This is a genomic window from Sphingopyxis sp. LK2115, from assembly GCF_014595975.1.
Taxonomy (GTDB): Bacteria; Pseudomonadota; Alphaproteobacteria; order Sphingomonadales; family Sphingomonadaceae; genus Sphingopyxis.
In genome coordinates this window covers 125,895-144,387 of record NZ_JABWGQ010000015.1, presented here as the reverse complement: position 1 = coordinate 144,387, position 18,493 = coordinate 125,895, and the positions used below count along the sequence as shown (strand labels likewise).

The following is an 18,493-nucleotide window of genomic DNA, read 5'->3' as shown; positions in this document are numbered from 1 at the left end:
GCCTGTCTCCCGGTTGCGGCCTGCCTATCACCAATTTCTGCCCGCTTCTATCGCCGCTTGCTCGTCGGGCCGACTCGTGCGGCCGAGCGCCGCGTTGCGGTGCGGAAAGCGGCCGAAACGTTCGACGATGTCGAAATGCTTCTGCGCATAATCCTGGAACCTGGGGTCGTCGAAGCGCGCAAAGAGGCGCAGCGATTCGCGCTGGTCGTCGATGTCCTCGCTGTGCTGGAAGGGCAGGCAGGCGAACTGGCGGCGCTCGTCGGGCCAATTCCGGTGCCAGCCGCGTTCGACGATCCCGCGCGCGATCGCGCGAGCGAGGCTGTCGGTGGCAAAGGCATCGGCATGGCCGCGATAGATGTTGCGCGGCACCTGGTCGAACAGGATCGTCGCGGCGAGCGCGGTGTCGGGATCGGTCAGGAAGGTTTCGGCCGGCTGCGCGCGCAGCGCCTGGTGCCAGTCTTCGGCCAGTGCGCGGACTTCGGCATCGAAATCGGGGCCGCCGCCATACCAATCGTCCATCGTGTGATTGTCGAACCAGAAGGCGAGCAGTTGCCGCGCCCAGTCGGCGGGGGGAGGAGTGGTTTCAGAATCGTTCGTCATGGCGACCGCAGCGAAGCAAAGCCGAGCGGTTTGCACAACCCTGGATTGGTTCGCCTGCGGCCGCCTTCGGTCTGCTGCGCCCGCGATGCCGGAACCGGGCTATCTGGTCGCTGGACGCCGATAGGGAATGAAATCGCCGAGCGAGACGAAACCGGCATACATCCGGCTGCTGCGATCGCGCAATTCGATGGTGTCGATATTGCACAGCTGGCTGCCGATCGTCCTGGTGACGAGAATATCGTCATCGTCGAGCGACTCCGCCCCGCCTTCGGGGCGATTGACCCAGAGGGTGCTGCCGATGCGATAAACGATCGCGGTTTCGTCGATTACTTGCGAACTGCTGACGTTCGACAGCGTGATGCATTTTTGCGGTTCGCCCGCGACGCGGCCTTCGAGCAGCCTGGCGAGCCTGGCTTCGGGGTCGGGTTTTTCGGCTGCGGCGGCGGGCGTGGCCGCGAGCGCGGCGGCGGCGATCAGCGCCCGGATCAGATGACGCATGGTTCGACTCCTGTCTACAAACATGGCCCTACCGCCGATTCGTTTAGCGCAGCGGGTGTGAACGGGCGCTGACCGCGCGATCAGCACGCCCCGTCGGGGAGAGGGATGCCAAGCGGGCCCCTGCACCTCTTTTTCTTCGGCTTTTCGGCGGGTGCATCGCTGTCACCGTTCATCCCGCCCATTCCGCCGAAATCGGCGCCGATCATCAGCATGGTGTGCGAGCGAAAGCGGACCTTCGCTGTCCAGTCGATGTTCCAGACCGCGCTGCCTGCGGGTTTGGGCGGATAGGCGAAGCTCGCTTCGGGGCCAAAGGCGTTGAGGTTGCCGAACATCATTTCGCCCGACGCCTTCTTGACCTCGGCGGGGATCTGGCAGCTCGTCTGGGCGGGCGGCATCACGATTTTTTGCGCGACGAGCCGGGCGACCGTCGCAGGGGGCAGCCAGTCCCACAGCCCGCCGCCGAAATGCTGCGACGCACTGCTGGTCCACCACACCATATCGGCATTGCCGCCGCCGCGGTCCATGCCGCCGAACGCCCAGGCGACATAGCCGGTCGCAGGCTGGAGCGCGTTCCAGCGGATCATCACCGATCCGTCGCTCTGCATCGCGGTCGAGGCATTCAGTGCGGGCATATAATCCTGCGTCAGCGTAAAATTGATCTCTGGCCCGACATTGCCCGCGATGCGGTGTGCGCCGAGCAGCGAACTGTCGCCCGGCACGGCTTTCGACGATTTACGGTTCGGCCAGTCGGCATAGGAAGCGCTGTTCGACGCCATCACCTCGCGGATGCGCGGCACGGCGGTGGTGAACAGATTGGGCGGCATCTGCCCCGCCGCGACCTTGGCAAAGTCGATCACAACGGGCTGGCCCGGCCCGGCCTTGGCGCCGCAACCCCAATAAAGAAGCAGGCGGCCCTTCGGACGCTCGACATTGTCCGGCATCTCGTTGCCGTCCTCGCGCGGGCGCGGCTGGCCCGGCTCCGGCCCCCACAGCGGCAGCGACGCGCCGAGCCTGGCCTGCGGCGGGAAAAAATGATCGGCACGGACAGGCGGCCTGGTCGGCGGCTGGGACGATCCCAGGCGCAGTTCGATCGTGCGCGCGACCTGATTTTCGGGGCCGCCGCCGAACATCATCCCCATCATCCCGCCGACGCCGGGCTTGCGTCCGCCCGCGGTCATCGCGGCGAAGCCCGACGCGGTCGCAACGTCCATTTCATAGCGTTCCCTGGGGCCGGTGGTTTTTTGCGCCGACCCCGGAACGGCGGCGAGCATCGCGGCGATGGCGGCGACGGAGACGAAACGCAGACTCGAACGCATGCAAACCTCCCTGTTGCGGGGGTGCTCCCGCGGATGATGCGACCGAAAGCTGTTCTTGTCTGGCTTTTATATGCGCGGAACGGGCGAACGCCAAGTGAAGGCGGTCACAGGAAGCAAAACCCAATCTCGTCACCCCGGACCTGATCCGGGGTCCGCGACGCTGCCGCTGCCTGGATGGCGGGTCAAGTCCGGCATGGCGAAAGATTATCGGCTCTACGCCGTCCCGCCGACGGTCAGTCCGCTCACCAGCAAGGTCGGCTGGCCGACGCCCGCGGGGACGCTCTGGCCCGCCTTGCCGCACACGCCTATGCCTTCGTCGATCGCCATATCATTGCCGATACCGATCACTCTGGTCAGCACGCTCGGCCCGTCGCCGATCAACGTTGCGCCCTTGATCGGATCGCCCAGCTTGCCATTCTCGATCTTGTACGCCTCGGTGCAGGAAAAGACGAACTTGCCCGACACGATGTCGACCTGTCCGCCGCCGAAGCTCTTGGCAAAGATGCCGGTCTTGACGCGGCTCAGCAGTTCGGCGGGATCATCCTCGCCACCCCGCATGAAGGTGTTGGTCATGCGCGGCATCGGTGCATGCGCGAAACTTTCGCGGCGGCCGTTGCCGGTGGGTTCGACCCCCATCAGCCGCGCGTTGAGGCGGTCCTGCATATAGCCCTTCAAAATGCCGTCCTCGATCAGCACCGTTTCGCCCGTCGGCGTGCCTTCGTCGTCGATGCTGAGCGAGCCGCGGCGGCCGCCGCCGACGGGGCTCTCCATCGCGCCGTCGTCGACCACGGTGACGCCGGGCGCGGCGACGCGTTCCCCGATTCGTCCCGAAAAGGCGCTGGTGCCCTTGCGATTGAAATCGCCTTCGAGTCCGTGGCCCACCGCTTCGTGGAGCAGCACGCCGGGCCAGCCGGGGCCAAGCAGCACGGTCAATTCCCCCGCGGGCGCGTCGACCGCGCGCAGGTTGGCGAGCGCTTGGGCGAGCGCTTCGTCGATCGCGCGGTTCCACTGCGCTTCCGCGAAGAGATGATCGTACATGTAGCGGCCGCCAAGGCCGAAATAGCCGCTTTCGCGCCGCCCATTTTCTTCGACCACGATCGAGACGTTGAGGCGGACGAGCGGGCGGATGTCGGTTGCGAGGAAGCCGTCGGCGCGGACGATCTCGACCACCGACCAGCTGCCCGCGAGCGCGACCGATACCTGCACGACGCGCGGATCGCGCGCGCGGGCGGCGGCGTCGACCTGCTGGCACAGCGCGACCTTCTTTGCAAAGGGGATGAGGTCGAGCGGATTCGCCTCGTCATAGAGATGGCGGTTGGTGCGCGGCGGTGGACCTGCGGGCGCCTGTTTCGCCGGATCGAGCAAGGCAAGCGTCTCCGCGGCGCGGCGGATCGCCCCGGCGCTGATGTCGCTGGCGTGGGCAAAGCCCGTCATCTCCCCCGACACGGCGCGCAGGCCAAAGCCCGCGTCGGTCGAATAATCGGCAGTCTTGAGCCGCCCGTCGTCAAAGCCGAAACTCTCGGTCGCGCGATATTGCAGGTAAAGTTCACCATCATCGGCCTTGGCCAAGGCCTCGCGCGCAAGTTTTTGCGCAAGATCGGGGTCGAGCGCATCGGCGCGGTAGAGGAAGCGGCGGGGGTCGGTCGGGCTTGTCATCGAACCGATATAGGGACGTCGCGCCGTGGGCGCAAAGGCTGTTCGGGTTCGGCCCGGACCCTGACTAGAGATAATTGACCGTCAATGTGAACGTCCCGCTGTAATCGCCCGGCGGCTGGTTGGCAGGCACGGTCAGCGTGCCGCCGATATAATAGGTCTGCACCCCGCTGGGCAGCAAGGTCGCGCCGAGCAGGGCGACGCCGCCGCCGCTGGTCGTCGCGGCGCGGACGAGGCTGGCGGTCATCGGCGCCGCGCCGCCGCCCGCGCGTGTCAGCGTGACCGACGTGCTGCCCGATACGAAGATCAGCAGCCGTCCGCCGGTCCCCACAAACGCCGCGCGATGCGCACCGCCGCCGACCGGCGTGACGCCGCCGCCAGTGGTGCGCGCGTTGGTGACGGGGTTGACCGTCACCGTCCCGCCCGTCGGACCACTGACCAGCGTTCCGAAATCGAGATCGTCGGTCTTGATGAGCGTGTTCGGCCGGACGACCGCGGCGTTGGCGATCGCGTTGCCATTCGCCGCTGCTGCCGGAACGGGCGACATGGCGCCCGTTGCGGCCAGAACGGCGACCGACAGGATATAGCGTGCCCTGTCAAAAATCCTGGTCCCTTGAATCCCCACCGATTCTGCTCCTGTCTGACACAAATATGCCAGCGGCGCGTTCATCGGTGATGCACAGCTTTGGTAAAGCGGGTCTTTACCCTTGGGCCATCAGGCCTGGTCGGCGACCCCGCCGATCAGGATGAAGCGGCGGTCGCAATAGCCGCAATCGACAAAGCCGGTGTCCGGGTCGATTTCGAGCCAGACACGCGGATGGCCAAGCGCCGCATCGGCGAGGCCGTCGCCGGTGCCGTCGCAGGCGATGCGTGTCCTGGGGGTGCGGATGGTTTCGGGTGCGGGCTGGGTCATCGACGGCGCCCATAGCAAGCGCGCGAAGGCTGGGCAATCGGCTGCGCGCATCGCGTGGGGAGGACTATGACGGCACCGGTGCAAGCCCCCGTCCGGGTGCCCGTGGTCCCCCGGTGCCGTCGTCCCCCCACAGAAAATCTAGAGATAGTTGAGCGTAATCGAAAAGGTGCCGCTATATTCGCCCGGCGCTTGGTTCGCCCCCACCTCGAGCGTCGCGCCGACCGGGAAATTATAGTTGCCCAGTGGCGAGGTGATCCGAAAGCGTGTGGGGGAAGTCGAAAGGATCGCGGTCGGCGTGCTGCCAATCTCGAAATTGCGAACGCGCATCCGTGTGCCCGGCCCGGTGATCCAGATGCTGTTCGATCCCAGCGAAATATTGACCTGGCGGTTGAAACCGCCGAGCCCGGCAAAGCGCGCTGGTTCGCCGCCATCGCCTGCCAGCGTGACGCCGCCGGTGCGGCTGCGCGATCCGTCGGGGTGGATGCGCACGGTGCCCGCACTCGCCGACGGGACGATGTCGCCGAAGTCGAGATCGTTGACCTTGAAGAAGGAAAGCGGACGAAGCACGATCGCTTCGGCCTCGGCCTGCGTATCCGTCTGCGCGGCAACCGGCGGTGCGGCCGCGGACGCTATCAGAATCGCAAAGGCGGTCAGGCCGCGCCGCACGGGCAGCGGGCAAAAGATGTGGCTGGTCCTCACAGCCCTGCTCCTAGCCGCGAGTTTCCAATATATCGTTAACGGCAAGTTCGGTATCAAATGCCGCCTTTCGTCGACACGGCCGCGCCGCTATGGAAGCGGCCATGACCGAAGCCGCGATCCGCATCGACGCCGTCTCGAAAATCTATGCCGGCGGCAAGCAGGCGCTCGACAAGGTCAGTTTCGACGTGCCGCGGGGGGAGATTTTCGGGCTGCTCGGCCCCAATGGCGCGGGCAAGTCGACGCTGATCAACATTCTGGCGGGGCTGGTCAACAAGACCAGCGGCCATGCGAGCATCTGGGGCTTCGACATCGACGCCGATCCCAGAAACGCCAAATACTCCATTGGCATCGTCCCGCAGGAGATCGTCTTCGATCCTTTCTTCACGCCCTTTGAGACGCTGGAGAATCAGGCGGGGCTTTATGGCGTGCCGAGGGCGAGGCGCATTTCGGACGAGCTGCTCGCCGCGGTGCATCTGTCCGACAAGCGCGACGCCTATGCGCGCACGCTGTCGGGGGGCATGAAGCGGCGCCTGCTCGTCGCCAAGGCGATGGTGCATTCGCCGCCGATCATCGTTCTCGACGAACCCACGGCGGGGGTCGACATCGAGCTCAGGCAGCAACTTTGGGATTATGTGCAGTCCTTGAACGACCGCGGCGTCACGGTGGTGCTGACGACGCACTATCTGGAAGAGGCCGAGGAGCTGTGCGACCGGATTGCGATCATCAACCATGGCCGGTTGATCGCGAACAAGCCGACGCGCGAGCTGGTCGATATGGCGCGCGAAAAGATCGTCGTGGTGACCCTGGATGCGGACGTGACCGAACTGCCGTCGCACCCTGCTTTCGACAAGGTCGAGCGCGAGGGCGAACGGGGGCTGGCCATCCATTACAACAAGGACCGCACCAATGCGGGCGAGGTGCTCGCTGCGGTCAACGCCATGGGGCACGGGATCGTCGACGTGTCGACGCGCGAGGCCGACCTTGAGGATGTGTTCCTCAATCTGACGCGCGCGGCCAATGGGTGAACCCCGGCTTCTCTTCGTGCCGGGCGAAATCGAGACACCCCTAAGGACAGGGCAAGGTCGCGGGGCATCCCGACTTCGCTCGATGCGAACGGAGTTTTGATGGCCGAACAATTTTCCCACGACGTCATCATCGTCGGCTCCGGCGCTGCCGGACTGACCGCCGCGATCAGCCTGGCCGACCATTGCCGCGTGCTCGTGCTCGCCAAGGGCAGTCTCATCGGCGGCTCGACCGCATGGGCGCAGGGCGGCATCGCCGCGGTGCTCGACGCCGGCGACACGTTCGAAAATCATATCGAGGATACGATGGTCGCGGGTGCGGGGTTGAGCCGACGCGAGACGGTCGAGTTCGTGATCGAAAACGCGCCGCAGGCGATCGAGCGGCTCGCCCGGATGGGCGTGCCCTTCAACATGGAGCAAGGCGCGCTCCACCTGACGCGCGAGGGCGGGCATTCGCACCGCCGCATCGTCCATGTTGACGACGCGACGGGCTGGGCGGTGCAGGCGGCGCTATTGAAGACCGCCGAGGCGCATCCGAACATCACCCTGCTGCCGGGGCAGGCGTGCATCGACCTCATCACCGGGCGGCACGAGACGCGCTATTCGGGGTCGGGACGCGTCTGGGGCGTCTATGCGCTCGACGAAGCGACCGGCGAGGTGCGTGCGCATGTCGGCCGCGCGACGATCCTCGCCAGCGGCGGCGCCGGGCGCGTCTATCAATTCTCGACCGCGCCCAGGGGCGCGACCGGCGACGGCATCGCGATGGCGTGGCGTGCGGGCTGCCGCGTCGGCAACATGGAAATGATGCAATTCCACCCGACCTGCCTCTTCAACCTTGAGGTCAAGAATTTCCTGATTACCGAGGCCGTGCGCGGCGAAGGCGGGATTTTGAAACATCCCGAAACCGGGCACCGCTACATGCCCGATTACGACCCGCGCGCCGAATTGGCACCGCGCGACGTGGTGGCGCGCGCGAACGACGACCAGATCAAGCGTTACGGGCTCGACTATGTCCACCTCGACATCAGCCATCAGGATCCCGATTTCGTCGCGGGGCATTTCCCCAACATCCATGAAAAGCTGCTCGGCCTCGGCATCGACATGACGAAGCAGCCGATCCCGGTGGTGCCCGCGCAGCATTATACGTGCGGCGGCATCCTGATCGACCTGGCGGGCCGCACCGACCTGCCGGGCCTTTATGCGGCGGGCGAATGCACCGAAAGCGGGCTGCACGGCGCGAACCGCCTCGCGTCGAACAGCCTCCTTGAATGTTTCGTGTTCGGCGACGCGGCAGCGAAGGACATCATCGCGCGCTGGGACCAGCTCGAACCGCCGCCCGCGATCCGCGCATGGGACGAAAGCCGCGTCACCGATTCGGACGAAGAGGTCGTCATCAAGCAGAACTGGACCGAAATCCGCCGCTTCATGTGGAACTATGTCGGCATCGTGCGCACGACGAAAAGGCTGGAGCGCGCGCAGCATCGCATCAAGATGATGACCGACGAAGTCGAGGATTATTACGGCCATTTCCGGGTCACGACCGACCTCATCGAGCTCAGGAACCTGCTGCAGTGCGCCGAACTGATCGTGCGGAGCGCGCTCCACCGCAAGGAGAGCCGGGGGCTGCACTATACCCTCGATTACCCCGGCATGCTGGCCGAGCCGGTCGATACGGTGCTGGTGCCATGAGGTTGGCGTAAGGAAATCTCGCGGCTTTGCGTAAGATATATCTACGCAAACCCCTTATTCAAAAACCGCTCGGCCAGCGCCGCGTGCAAGGCCGCGCCGCGCGCCATCACCTTTTCGTCGAGTATCATGCGGTTGCTGTGGAGGCCGCAGCACTGGCGCCAGTCGCTACCCTCTTGGCTCGCGCCGAGCCAGAACATCGCGCCGGGCACCTTTTCGAGGACGTAGGCGAAATCCTCGGCGCCCATCACCGGATTGTCCATCGTCAGCCACGCCGCTTCGCCGAACATATCCTCGACGACGCGCTGGCCGAAAGCGGCGGCGCGACTGTCGCAGATGGTGACGGGGAAACCTTGCTCGATTGCGACCTCGGCGGTGCAGCCATGCGCTTCGGCGATCGCGGGGGCGAGGCGCTTCAGCTCGCGCGCCACCATCGCCCGGCGCTCTGGCGACAGGGTGCGGATCGTGCCGAGCATCGCGGCGCTTTCGGGAATGATATTGTTCGTCGTCCCCGCCGCGATCTTTGCGATCGTCACGACCGCGGGATCGAAAACGGAAACCCTGCGCGTCACCATCGTCTGAATCGCGGTGACGATGGCGCAGGCGACGGGGATCGGATCGACCGCATCGTGCGGCATCGACGCATGGCCGCCCGCGCCCTTGACGGTGATCGACAGCACATCGGACGAAGCGAGCAGCGGCCCGGCGCGCCCCGCGAAAATCCCATGCGGCGCGTTGGGCATGATGTGGAGCGCGAAGGCCGCATCGGGTAGCGGGTCGATCAGCCCGTCCTCCAGCATGAAGCGCGCGCCATGATGTCCCTCCTCGCCCGGCTGGAACATGAACATGACGGTGCCGGGCAAGCGATCGCGCGCCGCGCACAGCAGCTTGGCCGCGCCGACGAGCATCGCGACATGCGTGTCATGCCCGCAGGCGTGCATCGCGCCAGCCGTTTCGGAGGCGAAATCAAGTCCCGTTTCCTCGACCAGCGGCAGCGCGTCCATGTCGCCGCGCAGCAGCACCGTGCGCCCGTTGGCCGGGCCGCGCAGGATCGCGACCAGCCCCGTGGTCGACGGTCCCTCGCGCAATTCAAGCGGCAGCCCGGCGAGGGCCTGCTTGATCTTTGCCAGCGTCTTGGGATTTTGCAGGCCCAGTTCGGGTTCGCGGTGGATCGCGCGGCGCAGGTCGACAAGATCGTCGAGGAGGGTTTCGGCCTCGGCGGGCCAAGGACTGGTGGTGTTAAGCGTCATGCGCGGCCTCTCATTCCGGGGTGGCGGGCATTCTGCCGCCGATCCGCCGCGAAGTCGAGCGCGCGGACGCTGAAGCCATCGTTCAGGCCGGCGTCGCCGCTTCACGCTGCTTTCGTCCCGCACTGACGCGCAATATGATGATTGCGACGACCAGCGCGACCGGTAGCACGTACCAACCGCTCACCGGGATGCGCTTGCCGTTGGTGAAGATGAAGCTGAGCGCGACGATCCACGCTCCCCACCAGTGCAGCCGCGACCACAGCTTGGGACCGAGTAGCGTTGCCATGCGGTCGAACGATGTTGCGGCTAGGAGTGCAATAACGACATAGGCGGCGCCCCCGATGGCGATCGATCTGGGATTGGACAGCAGCCAAAACATGCCTGGATCGGTTCTCCACAGCGCGATGATCGCCAGCGCGTGGATGAAGTGCGACATGGCGAAGCCAAGCCCAATCTGGCGGCGGTTTCGACGGAGCCATCGGGTGAAGCGGCCGGGCCACAGCTTGAAGGCGGCCGACGCGGCAAAGGCGGCGAGGAACAGCGCCAGCGAAGTGCGCGCGGTGGCGCGGATCACCATCCGATAGCCTTCGGTGTCCCAGCCGATGGCGACGAGGAAGGCGAGCGCCATCGCAGCGAGCGCCAGCGTCAGCGTCCAGAACAGCCCCCAGCCCTCGGTCCAGCCTGTTGTCGCCGGTTTTCCGCTTGTCGTCGCGGTCATCGTATCCTCCTTCCTTAAGCCTAGTAATGCTAGGTATAACTTGCATACCTAGCGTTGCAAAGCTAAATCGGTCGACATGTCTGCCGAAATGCTCAAGGGGCACCTCGATGCCGTGCTGCTCGCCACGATCGGCGATGACGCGTTGCACGGATATGCGATCATCGAGGCCATCCGCGCGCGCAGCGGCGGCCATTTCGACCTGCCTGAGGGCACGATCTATCCGGCCCTGCACCGGCTCGAACTTGCCGGGCTGCTCGCGAGCCGCTGGGTTCAGCCCGACGGTGGGCGCAAACGCCGGGTATATTCACTAACCGACAGCGGTCGCCGCTCGCTGGTCGAACGGCGCGCGGGCTGGCAAAGCTTTGCCACCGGCATCGACCGGGTACTGGGCGCGCGAGCATGAACGGGCCGATCGCCGCCTATCTCAACGAACTCGACGATGTTCTGGCGTTCGACCCCAGCCTGTCGCGCCGCGTGCGCGACGAGATCGAATCGCATCTCCGGGATACCGCCGACCGGGTGGGTGAGGCCGCTGCGGTGCGGCGCTTCGGGCGGCCCGCCGACATTGCGCGCGCTTATGCCGAGGCGGCACTGCCCGACCGTCTGCGGCGCACGTGCGTCGCCGCTGCCATGCTCGGCGGCGGGACCCTGCTGCTGATGCGGCTGCGGACGGTCGTCCTCGATATTCAGGGCAGCGCTGATCCGCTGACCTGGTTCGATCGCGGCGGGTTGCTGGCGGCGCTGATGTGCATCGGCGCGGCGTGGTGGATTGCACCGCGTCGCCGGATCGCGCCGGTGCGCCGCTGGCTGCATTTCGCCGCCGGGAGTCTGGCGTTATCGGTCGGGGCGAGTTTGGTGCGCGCATTTCAGGGCGCGAGCGAGGATAGGGCGCATGCGCTGATCGTCGCAACGGGGCTGGTCGAATTGGTGCTTCTCGCAGTGCTGATGACACAGCTTGCGCGGCTCGATCGCTACGCGCGACGCCTGGCCCCCTAACGCTTTCCCCCGAACAACTGCCGCCCCGCAAGGTCGAGCATGATTTCCTCGCTGCCTCCACCGATGGCATTGACGCGAACTTCGCGGTAGATGCGTTCGACCTTGCTGCCGGTGATGTAGCTGGCGCCGCCCAGGATCTGCGCCGCCTCACGCGCGACATGCTCCAGCATCCGTGTCGCCTGCACCTTCAGCATCGCAAAATCGGCGGGGCGGTCCTTGCCTTCCTTGACCTGCCAGGCGCAAAGGTCGACCCACGCCTGCGTCGCTTCGATCTGGCGTTCCATGTCGGCGAGCTTGATGCGGATCGACTGGTGGCCGACCAGCGGCTTGCCGAATGTTTCGCGCCCACGCGCCCATTCCGCCGCTTCGGCCATCGCAACGCGGGCATAGGCGCAGCAGCCCATCGCCATGCCAAGCCGTTCGCTGTTGAAATTGCGCATGATGCCGATGAAACCGGCATTTTCCTGCCCGATCAGGTTGGCGGCGGGGACGCGCACGTCGCTGAAATGAATGGCGGCGGTGTCGCTGCACCGCCAGCCCATCTTGTCGAGCCGCGTGCGTTCGACGCCTGGCGAATCCATGTCGATGAGCAGCAGCGAGATGCCGCCGGCGCCCGGCCCGCCGGTGCGGACGGCCGTGGTCAGCCAGTCGGCGCGCATGCCCGACGTGATGAACATCTTGCCGCCGTTGACGATGTAGCTGTCGCCGTCCTTCCGCGCGGTCGTCTTCAGATTCGCAACGTCGCTGCCGCCCCCCGCCTCGGTGATGCCGAGCGCGATGATCTTCTCGCCCGCGAGCACCGGCGGCGCAACGCGCTGCTTCAATTCTTCCGAACCCAGGGCAAGGATCGGCGGCAGCCCGATACCATGCGTCATCAGCGACGCGCCGAGGCCGCCCGCGCCGACCGCGGCGAGTTCTTCGGTGACGACAAGCCCGTGAAATATGTCGAAACCTTGCGAATGCCCGCCATATTCCTCGGGATAGCGCAGACCAAGGATGCCCGCCTCGGCCGCCTTTTTGTGCAGCTCGCGCGGCAGCTCGCCCTCGGCCTCCCAGCGGTCGATGCCGGGCGCGATCTCGCGCTCGACGAAGCGGCGGACACTTTGCGCCAGCGCGTCGTGGGTCTCGTCATAATAGGGCGAACGGGCGCGCCAGTCGTCGAAAGCTGTCATGGGGGCGATGCTGCGCGGGGTTTACGTGAACGTCAAGGCGCGTTTGGTCACCAGACGCGGCGAAGCAAAAAATCCTGAAGAAGGACGCAATGAACGCGTGCGAACAATATTCTGTCGCCGCAGGCGACCCGTATGGCGCGTCGCGCCGATGCTTGCCCGGTCGGCATTTTCGTCCGCTGCGCGCCCTGTATCTTCGCGCGAGATCGCCATTCCCTTGCTTGTTCGTGCCTTTGCGCGGGACAATCAGGCGCGACCTTGCGGCCGCACGCTTGCGCTGCGCAAACAAGTGGTTAGGGTCACGCGCCATGAACCAAGCCTCCCTGCTCGCCGGCCTTGCCGCTTTCGCCCTTGTCGCCACTCCCGCCGCCGCGCAGAGCTCGCCCGAGGCGGTGGCCGAGGCCGCGCTCCAGAAGGCGCCGGTGTTCGACGGGCATAATGATGTGCCGTGGGCGCTGCGCGTGCGTGTCGATAACGTCATCAACGATTTCGATTTCGTCGATACGACCGATACCGCGACCGGCGGCCGGATCGCGATGCACACCGACCTCAACCGGTTGCGCCGCGGGCATGTCGGCGCGCAATTCTGGTCGGTCTATGTCCCCTCGACCACCGATGAAGCCAAAGCGGTGCAGCAGACGATCGAACAGATCGACGTGATGCGGCGGCTGGTCGCGCGTTATCCCGCCCAGTTGATGCTCGCTGACAATTCCGCCCAGCTTGAACAGGCAATGAAGGCGGGCAAGGTCGCCGGAATGCTGGGGATCGAGGGCGGCCATTCGATCGGATCGAGCCTTGCGGTGCTGCGCGAAATGTACGGCATGGGGGTGCGGTACATGACGCTGACCCACGGCAGGAATGTGCCATGGGCCGACAGCGCGACCGACGCGCCGCAGCACGGCGGGCTCACCGATTTCGGGCGTCAGGTGGTGCAGGAGATGAACCGTATCGGGATGATCGTCGACCTGAGCCACGTCAGCGAGGCGACGATGAAGGACGCGCTCGCGGCGTCGAAGGCACCGGTGATGTTCAGCCATTCGGGCGTGCGCGCGGTGAACGATCATCCGCGCAACGTCCCCGACAGCGTGCTGCCCGCGGTCAAGGCGAACGGCGGGATCGTGATGGTCGTGTTCCTGCCCGGCTTCCTCGATGCCGATGTCCGCGCGCACGGCCTTCGCCGCACTGCCGAAGAGGCACGGCTGAAGGCCATGTATCCCGGCGATCCCGCGGCGGCCGCGGCGATGCTGAAGGCATGGGACGACGCGAACCCCGCCCCGAAAACGCAGATCGCCAAGGTCGCCGACCATATCGACCATCTGAAACGCACGATCGGCGTCGACCATATCGGGCTTGGCGGCGACTATGACGGCATGGATTCGGCGCCGGTGGGGATGGAGGATGTCGCGGGCTATCCGGCGCTGTTCGTCGAACTGGCGCGGCGCGGCTATAGCGAAGGCGAGCTTCGCAAGATCGCGAGCGGCAACATGCTGCGCGTGCTGAAGGCGGTCGAAGCCTATGCGGCCAGCCAGAAGGCGCAGCCGCCGGTCGAGACACCGGCAGCGAAATAACAGCCATCCCCCATCAAGGGCGAGGCGCTTTCATTTTCCCGAACGGCCATTCGACCGCACCGCCCGCCCACAGCGCCCACCAGATGATGAGCGGCTGCGCGGCGAGGCGCGGGCCGTGATACCACCAGCCGAACGTTTCGCCGCCGATCGCGACATTGGCGAGCGCGTGGTGGAAATTGGCGGGCCAGACGCACAGCGCATAGAGCGCGAGGCCCCAGCTCGCGGCCTTGCGGGTGGCGGGGACCATCAGCCCGATCGCGCCCGCGATCTCGGCGATCCCGGTCGCCGCGACGACCAGATCGGGCCGCGGCACCCACGGCGGCGTGATCGCGACAAAAGGTTCCGGTGTCGTCAGATGCCGCCAGCCCGCATAGCCGAAGGCAAGCGCGAGCAGCCAGCGCAGCGCGGTGCGGATGCGCCCGGTCACCGCCCGATCGCGGCGAGCATCGCCTCGACGCTGGTGAACTTTTCGCGCGGGTTGCCGTCGAGCGCCGCCGCGACTTCCGCCGCTTCGATCCGGCGCCAGTCGCGAAAGGTGACGGGTGCGACGCCCCGGCTGGCGAGCAGCGCGTCGAGCCCCGGCCGTCCCGCCTTGCCCGCGCCGCGGCCGATGTCGTCCAGCACCATTTCGGCGATGCGCGCGCCGTCGGGCTTGTTGGTGCCGATTGTCCCCGACGGGCCGCGCCGCGCCCAGCCGACACAATAAAGGCCGGGCAAAATCCGCCCCTCGTCGTTCGCAAAGCGGCCGCGACCATGTTCATACGGCACGCCGGGGATCGGCGGCGTCTGATAACCGATGCAACTGATCACCAGTCCCGCGTCGATGGCATAGGTTTCCCCCGTGCCATGGCTGCGCAGATCGGCGTCGAGCGCGGTCTTTTCGACGATCACGCGCTGGACGCGCCCCCCATTTTCCTGGCTGCCCTCGATCGCAACCGGCATGGCAAAAAAGTCGAAATCGATCGTCACCGGCTTGGCGACGGGATTGGCAGCGAAGCTGCGCAGGTGCGTGACCGACTTGCGCATTCCCGGTTCGAGCAGCGCGTCGTCGCCCTCGTCGGGCAGGTCGGCGGGGTCGACGCGCGGGCTGGCGCGCTCCAGATGTGCGAGTTCGCCCAGTTCCTTGGGCGTCATCGCGATCTGGTGGGGGCCACGGCGGCCGAGGATGTGGATATGCCGCACGCCGCTGGCGGCGAGCGCGGTGCGCGCGTGCGCGACGATGTCGCTACCGGCGAACTCGGCGGGCGTCTTGGCAAGGATGCGTGCGACATCGAGCGCGACATTGCCGTTGCCGATCACCGCGACGCCGGGGGCGTCGAGCGGCGGGTTGAGGTCGGCGAAGTCCGGGTGGCCATTATACCAGCCGACGAAGGCCGCGCTGCCGATCACGCCGGGCCGGTCGGCGCCGGCGATGTCGAGCGGTCGGTCGTTCGGTGCGCCCGTCGCCAGCACGACCGCGTCGTATAGCGCCATCAGCTCGTCGATGCTGACGTCGGTGCCGACCGCGACATGGCCGACGAAACGGACATTGTCGGTCAGCGCGACGCCCTCATAACGGCGTGACACCGCCTTGATCGACTGATGATCGGGCGCGACGCCGGTGCGGATCAGGCCATAGGGGACGGGCAGCCGGTCGATGACATCGACCGCGATGTCGTCCGCCTTCTGTAATGTTTCGGCGGTATAATAGCCCGCCGGACCCGACCCGACGATCGCGACATGACGCATCAGCCCACTCCAGATGCGGGCGCCTGCGCCGGGGCGCGGCCCCCTTGTTATGCGGGCGATGCTAGCGGCGAAATGCCGCAGGGCAAGCAGACTGTTGCCGATGGGCGCAGCGGCCTTGACAGCCCGCGCGCCGGATCATATTGCGCGCCCCTCTTTGCCCCGTCGTCTAATGGTAAGACTACGGATTCTGATTCCGTCTATCGAGGTTCGAATCCTCGCGGGGCATCCATTATCTCCTGACAGGCCAGCCCCGATCCTGCCGCCGTTCGCGGTATGCAGGTGCGCCGTGATCTTGCAAAAAAATCCCGCCCAGGTGCATCCGAAACGCGTGGCCGCACCGTCCAGTCGATGATTGGCGCGCTTGCCGATCCGGGCGGCGGCCTTGCGCGGTCATGGAAGCTGTGCTCCCCGGTGCAGAACATCCGTGCCCCGGCGCGGGCCGCCACCCGTTTTCGCCACACTGTCCGGTGTTAAGGAGAATATGCGTTGATGGACCAGTTGATCACCACCGCGGCCACGGCGTCGAGCGCCCCCGCCATGTCGGCCGCCGCGCCGCCCGCCCCAGCCGTTGCCGTGCCTGTCGCCGGCGCACAGTCAATCAGCCCGGCCGATGTCGCGGCCTATATCGACCCGCGGGATATAGCCGCCTTTCTGCCGCCGCCGCCGCCGACCACCGAATTGGTGGCGATCAGCGACAGTTTTTTCAACACCGTCGAGAATGCGACGTTCGTTGCGCTTTTCATCGTCGGATTTTTCCTGCTGGCGCGGCTGATTCATGCGTGGATGCTCCATCGCTCGATCCACCGGGCGCTCGATGCCAAATCGGAGGCCGTGAACCCGCTGATCGACAAGCTCAACAAGCCATATGAGCATCTGGGCGGCCAGCGCACCGATGCGCCCGGCGACGACCGAAACGCGCTGGTCCTGATCGCGATCGGTCTCGCGATGGCGGGTTTCGGATTGATCCAGGGGCACGAGCAACTGATCCGCATTTCGGCGGGCGCCGCGCTTTTCCCTGCCTTTGTCGGAGCGGCGCTGCTGATCCGTCGCCGTCTGGCGCGCAGCGCCGCTGCCGAGGAGCGTGCCGCTGCGTGACGGGGGAGAGGCCGATGAAGATTGGGCGCTCAGCCAGCGTGTCGCGATGGGCGATCGCGCCGCATTCCAGCTCCTCGTGCTGCGGCACGAGGGGCGGGTGCGGGCGTTCCTGGCGCGGGCCGCGGGATGCGACGCCGACGATCTGGCGCAGGAGGCGTTCGTTCGCGCGTGGCAGCGGGCGGGCGAGTATCGGGGGCAGGGACGTTATGCGGCCTGGGTCATGGGAATCGGCTGGCGCCTGTTCCTCGACCAGCGGCGCACCGCACGGCGGCGCGCCGCCATTGCACGCGATGACGAAGCGCGCGCGACGTCGACCGACCCGCGGTCGGCCAGCGACGCGGCCGTCGACGCCGACCGCCTGCTGGCGGCGCTGTCGCCGCAGGAGCGCGCGGCGCTTACCTTATGTTTCGGCCACGGTTGGTCGCATGGCGAGGCCGCGGCGATCCTGGGCGTGCCGCTGGGCACGCTCAAATCGCTTGTCTTGCGCGGCCGCGCGAAGGCGCAGAAAATGATCGCCGGAGAATCGACGCCATGACACAGCCAAGCGAAGCCGACGCCGACACTCTTCTGGCGGCGATACTGGCGCCGCCCGATCGGCCGGGCGACCGGGGGTTCGTGCAGCGCATCGACCGTTCGATTGACGCGCAGGCGGCGTACAAGCGGGCGCGCGGGCGTTTCTGGCGCAGCTTTGTGTTTGAAGTGGCCGCGGCGGGTGCGCTGCTGGCCGCGCTCTGGCTCCTGTCGTCGGCACCGTTGCTCGCGCCGCTGGCCGGTCCGGGCGAGTGGAAGCTCGCGCCGCCGCTGCTGCTTGTGCTGCTGCTCTGGCTCGGCACGCAGCGCTGGCGTCAGGCCTGACCGCCCGGCGCCGGTTCGTCGTCGATCCCCTGATATTTGAGCTGGAGATAGCGTTCGCGCGTCGCCAGCTTGTCGAGTTCGCCCGCGGCAAGGCTGCGCGCGGCATTGCCGATCTCGATTTCAAGCATTTTCAGGCCGCCAAGCAGCGTTTCGTCGGGGGTGCGTCCGGCATGCGCTTCCTTGCGCAGCCCGGCCGGGATGCGCTGATAACCCGCGACGAGTTCGGGCAGGTCTTCGCCCACCAGCTTGCGGATGTTCGCGGCGGCAGGCGTCGCGGGATCGAGCGTCTGGAGCTGCGGCGCAAGCAGGTCGAGCTGCACCCCGATGCCGTCGACCAGCTGGCGCGCGGGCGCGGGGAGCGCCGGGCGCTGCGCTTCCAGCCAGATTTCGGTGCGCCCGGCGAGCTGTTTCAGGTCGGTTTTCGGCAGGTCCGCCTGTCGCGGTTCGGGGAAGGGCGGCCATTTGCCGAAAAGCACCGCGACGCCGATCAGCAGGACGAACAGCGCGAGCAGTCCGGTGAAGCCGAGCGGCTGGATCAGCGCGCCGAACAGTGCGGCGCCAAGCAGCAGCACGCCCCCCGCGATCAGCATCCGGCCGAGCTTTTTGTAAAGATGCTGGCGGCGCAGCGCGACGCTTTTGGTGCCGATCGGTCGCTGTCGCTCGCGCGACCGTTCGATCGCGGCTTCGGCCGAAAGGCGGATCTTGTCGACCTCGCTCATGCTCATCG

The 18,493-nt window shown here is 66.5% G+C and carries 22 protein-coding genes and 1 tRNA gene; 9 read left to right on the top strand and 14 right to left on the bottom strand.

The window, feature by feature from the left end; genetic code table 11:
- Positions 1-27: 27 nt before the first annotated feature.
- The 7 genes from HUW43_RS02755 to HUW43_RS02725 form a co-directional block, all read right to left on the bottom strand.
- The gene (locus HUW43_RS02755) at positions 28-600 is read right to left on the bottom strand and encodes a DUF924 family protein (protein WP_188235983.1); all 573 of its coding nucleotides are present in this window, start codon (positions 598-600) and stop codon (positions 28-30) included.
- A gap of 99 nt (positions 601-699) precedes the next feature.
- Positions 700-1,098, bottom strand: coding sequence for a hypothetical protein (locus HUW43_RS02750; RefSeq protein ID WP_188235982.1), 399 nt, complete (start codon positions 1,096-1,098; stop codon positions 700-702).
- An 80-nt stretch (positions 1,099-1,178) separates the two neighbouring features.
- A complete protein-coding gene (locus HUW43_RS02745) occupies positions 1,179-2,414 on the bottom strand; it encodes a hypothetical protein (RefSeq protein ID WP_188235981.1) in 1,236 nt (411 codons plus the stop codon).
- A 213-nt stretch (positions 2,415-2,627) separates the two neighbouring features.
- Positions 2,628-4,070 (bottom strand): metalloprotease TldD, encoded by a 1,443-nt coding sequence (gene tldD / locus HUW43_RS02740; RefSeq protein WP_188235980.1) that lies wholly within the window; start codon positions 4,068-4,070, stop codon positions 2,628-2,630.
- A gap of 64 nt (positions 4,071-4,134) precedes the next feature.
- Entirely contained in the window at positions 4,135-4,692 is a 558-nt protein-coding gene (locus HUW43_RS02735) for a DUF4402 domain-containing protein (protein ID WP_188235979.1), read from the bottom strand.
- A 90-nt stretch (positions 4,693-4,782) separates the two neighbouring features.
- A complete protein-coding gene (locus HUW43_RS02730) occupies positions 4,783-4,980 on the bottom strand; it encodes a zinc-finger domain-containing protein (protein WP_188235978.1) in 198 nt (65 codons plus the stop codon).
- Between the two features lie 138 nt (positions 4,981-5,118).
- Entirely contained in the window at positions 5,119-5,679 is a 561-nt protein-coding gene (locus HUW43_RS02725; protein WP_188235977.1) for a DUF4402 domain-containing protein, read from the bottom strand.
- Between the two features lie 101 nt (positions 5,680-5,780).
- Between HUW43_RS02725 and HUW43_RS02720 the strand changes: the two genes are divergently transcribed.
- Both HUW43_RS02720 and nadB read left to right on the top strand, forming a co-directional pair.
- The gene (locus tag HUW43_RS02720; RefSeq protein WP_188235976.1) at positions 5,781-6,704 is read left to right on the top strand and encodes an ABC transporter ATP-binding protein; all 924 of its coding nucleotides are present in this window, start codon (positions 5,781-5,783) and stop codon (positions 6,702-6,704) included.
- A gap of 99 nt (positions 6,705-6,803) precedes the next feature.
- Positions 6,804-8,390: an L-aspartate oxidase gene (gene nadB, locus HUW43_RS02715; RefSeq protein ID WP_188235975.1), complete on the top strand. Its 1,587-nt coding sequence runs from the start codon at positions 6,804-6,806 to the stop codon at positions 8,388-8,390.
- 41 nt (positions 8,391-8,431) lie between these two features.
- On the opposite strand, the gene HUW43_RS02710 is transcribed toward nadB, so the two are convergent.
- A complete protein-coding gene (locus HUW43_RS02710; RefSeq protein ID WP_188235974.1) occupies positions 8,432-9,637 on the bottom strand; it encodes a M20 family metallopeptidase in 1,206 nt (401 codons plus the stop codon).
- An 82-nt stretch (positions 9,638-9,719) separates the two neighbouring features.
- The gene (locus HUW43_RS02705; protein ID WP_188235973.1) at positions 9,720-10,355 is read right to left on the bottom strand and encodes a ferric reductase-like transmembrane domain-containing protein; all 636 of its coding nucleotides are present in this window, start codon (positions 10,353-10,355) and stop codon (positions 9,720-9,722) included.
- Between the two features lie 76 nt (positions 10,356-10,431).
- On the opposite strand from HUW43_RS02705, the gene HUW43_RS02700 reads away from it, so the two are divergent.
- Both HUW43_RS02700 and HUW43_RS02695 read left to right on the top strand, forming a co-directional pair.
- On the top strand, positions 10,432-10,758 hold the full coding sequence (locus tag HUW43_RS02700) for a PadR family transcriptional regulator (RefSeq protein WP_188235972.1): 327 nt from the start codon (positions 10,432-10,434) through the stop codon (positions 10,756-10,758).
- The gene (locus HUW43_RS02695; protein WP_188235971.1) at positions 10,755-11,351 is read left to right on the top strand and encodes an HAAS signaling domain-containing protein; all 597 of its coding nucleotides are present in this window, start codon (positions 10,755-10,757) and stop codon (positions 11,349-11,351) included. Before HUW43_RS02700 ends, HUW43_RS02695 begins: the two co-directional genes overlap by 4 nt.
- On the opposite strand, the gene HUW43_RS02690 is transcribed toward HUW43_RS02695, so the two are convergent.
- Both HUW43_RS02690 and HUW43_RS02685 read right to left on the bottom strand, forming a co-directional pair.
- Complete coding sequence (locus HUW43_RS02690; RefSeq protein ID WP_188235970.1) at positions 11,348-12,523, bottom strand: acyl-CoA dehydrogenase family protein; 1,176 nt, start codon at positions 12,521-12,523, stop codon at positions 11,348-11,350. The two genes, HUW43_RS02695 and HUW43_RS02690, sit on opposite strands and share 4 nt — an antisense overlap.
- Positions 12,524-12,544: 21 nt before the next feature.
- Positions 12,545-12,733, bottom strand: a complete 189-nt coding sequence (locus tag HUW43_RS02685) for a hypothetical protein (RefSeq protein ID WP_188235969.1) — start codon at positions 12,731-12,733, stop codon at positions 12,545-12,547.
- Between the two features lie 95 nt (positions 12,734-12,828).
- Between HUW43_RS02685 and HUW43_RS02680 the strand changes: the two genes are divergently transcribed.
- Positions 12,829-14,088 (top strand): dipeptidase, encoded by a 1,260-nt coding sequence (locus HUW43_RS02680; RefSeq protein WP_188235968.1) that lies wholly within the window; start codon positions 12,829-12,831, stop codon positions 14,086-14,088.
- 13 nt (positions 14,089-14,101) lie between these two features.
- Here the strand turns inward: HUW43_RS02680 and HUW43_RS02675 are convergent, their stop codons facing one another.
- Positions 14,102-14,515, bottom strand: coding sequence for a DoxX family protein (locus tag HUW43_RS02675; protein WP_188235967.1), 414 nt, complete (start codon positions 14,513-14,515; stop codon positions 14,102-14,104).
- The gene (locus HUW43_RS02670) at positions 14,512-15,816 is read right to left on the bottom strand and encodes an FAD-dependent oxidoreductase (protein ID WP_188235966.1); all 1,305 of its coding nucleotides are present in this window, start codon (positions 15,814-15,816) and stop codon (positions 14,512-14,514) included. The genes HUW43_RS02675 and HUW43_RS02670 overlap by 4 nt, the downstream gene beginning before the upstream one ends.
- A gap of 155 nt (positions 15,817-15,971) precedes the next feature.
- Here HUW43_RS02670 and HUW43_RS02665 point away from each other — a divergent pair.
- From HUW43_RS02665 to HUW43_RS02650, 4 genes are all read left to right on the top strand, one after another.
- A tRNA-Gln gene (locus HUW43_RS02665) sits at positions 15,972-16,045 on the top strand.
- A 260-nt stretch (positions 16,046-16,305) separates the two neighbouring features.
- Entirely contained in the window at positions 16,306-16,911 is a 606-nt protein-coding gene (locus HUW43_RS02660; protein WP_188235965.1) for a hypothetical protein, read from the top strand.
- Positions 16,898-17,446, top strand: coding sequence for an RNA polymerase sigma factor (locus HUW43_RS02655; protein WP_188235964.1), 549 nt, complete (start codon positions 16,898-16,900; stop codon positions 17,444-17,446). The genes HUW43_RS02660 and HUW43_RS02655 overlap by 14 nt, the downstream gene beginning before the upstream one ends.
- Positions 17,443-17,766: a hypothetical protein gene (locus tag HUW43_RS02650; RefSeq protein WP_188235963.1), complete on the top strand. Its 324-nt coding sequence runs from the start codon at positions 17,443-17,445 to the stop codon at positions 17,764-17,766. Before HUW43_RS02655 ends, HUW43_RS02650 begins: the two co-directional genes overlap by 4 nt.
- On the opposite strand, the gene HUW43_RS02645 is transcribed toward HUW43_RS02650, so the two are convergent.
- Positions 17,757-18,485 (bottom strand): hypothetical protein, encoded by a 729-nt coding sequence (locus tag HUW43_RS02645; RefSeq protein WP_223181211.1) that lies wholly within the window; start codon positions 18,483-18,485, stop codon positions 17,757-17,759. The two genes, HUW43_RS02650 and HUW43_RS02645, sit on opposite strands and share 10 nt — an antisense overlap.
- Positions 18,486-18,493 lie beyond the last annotated feature (8 nt).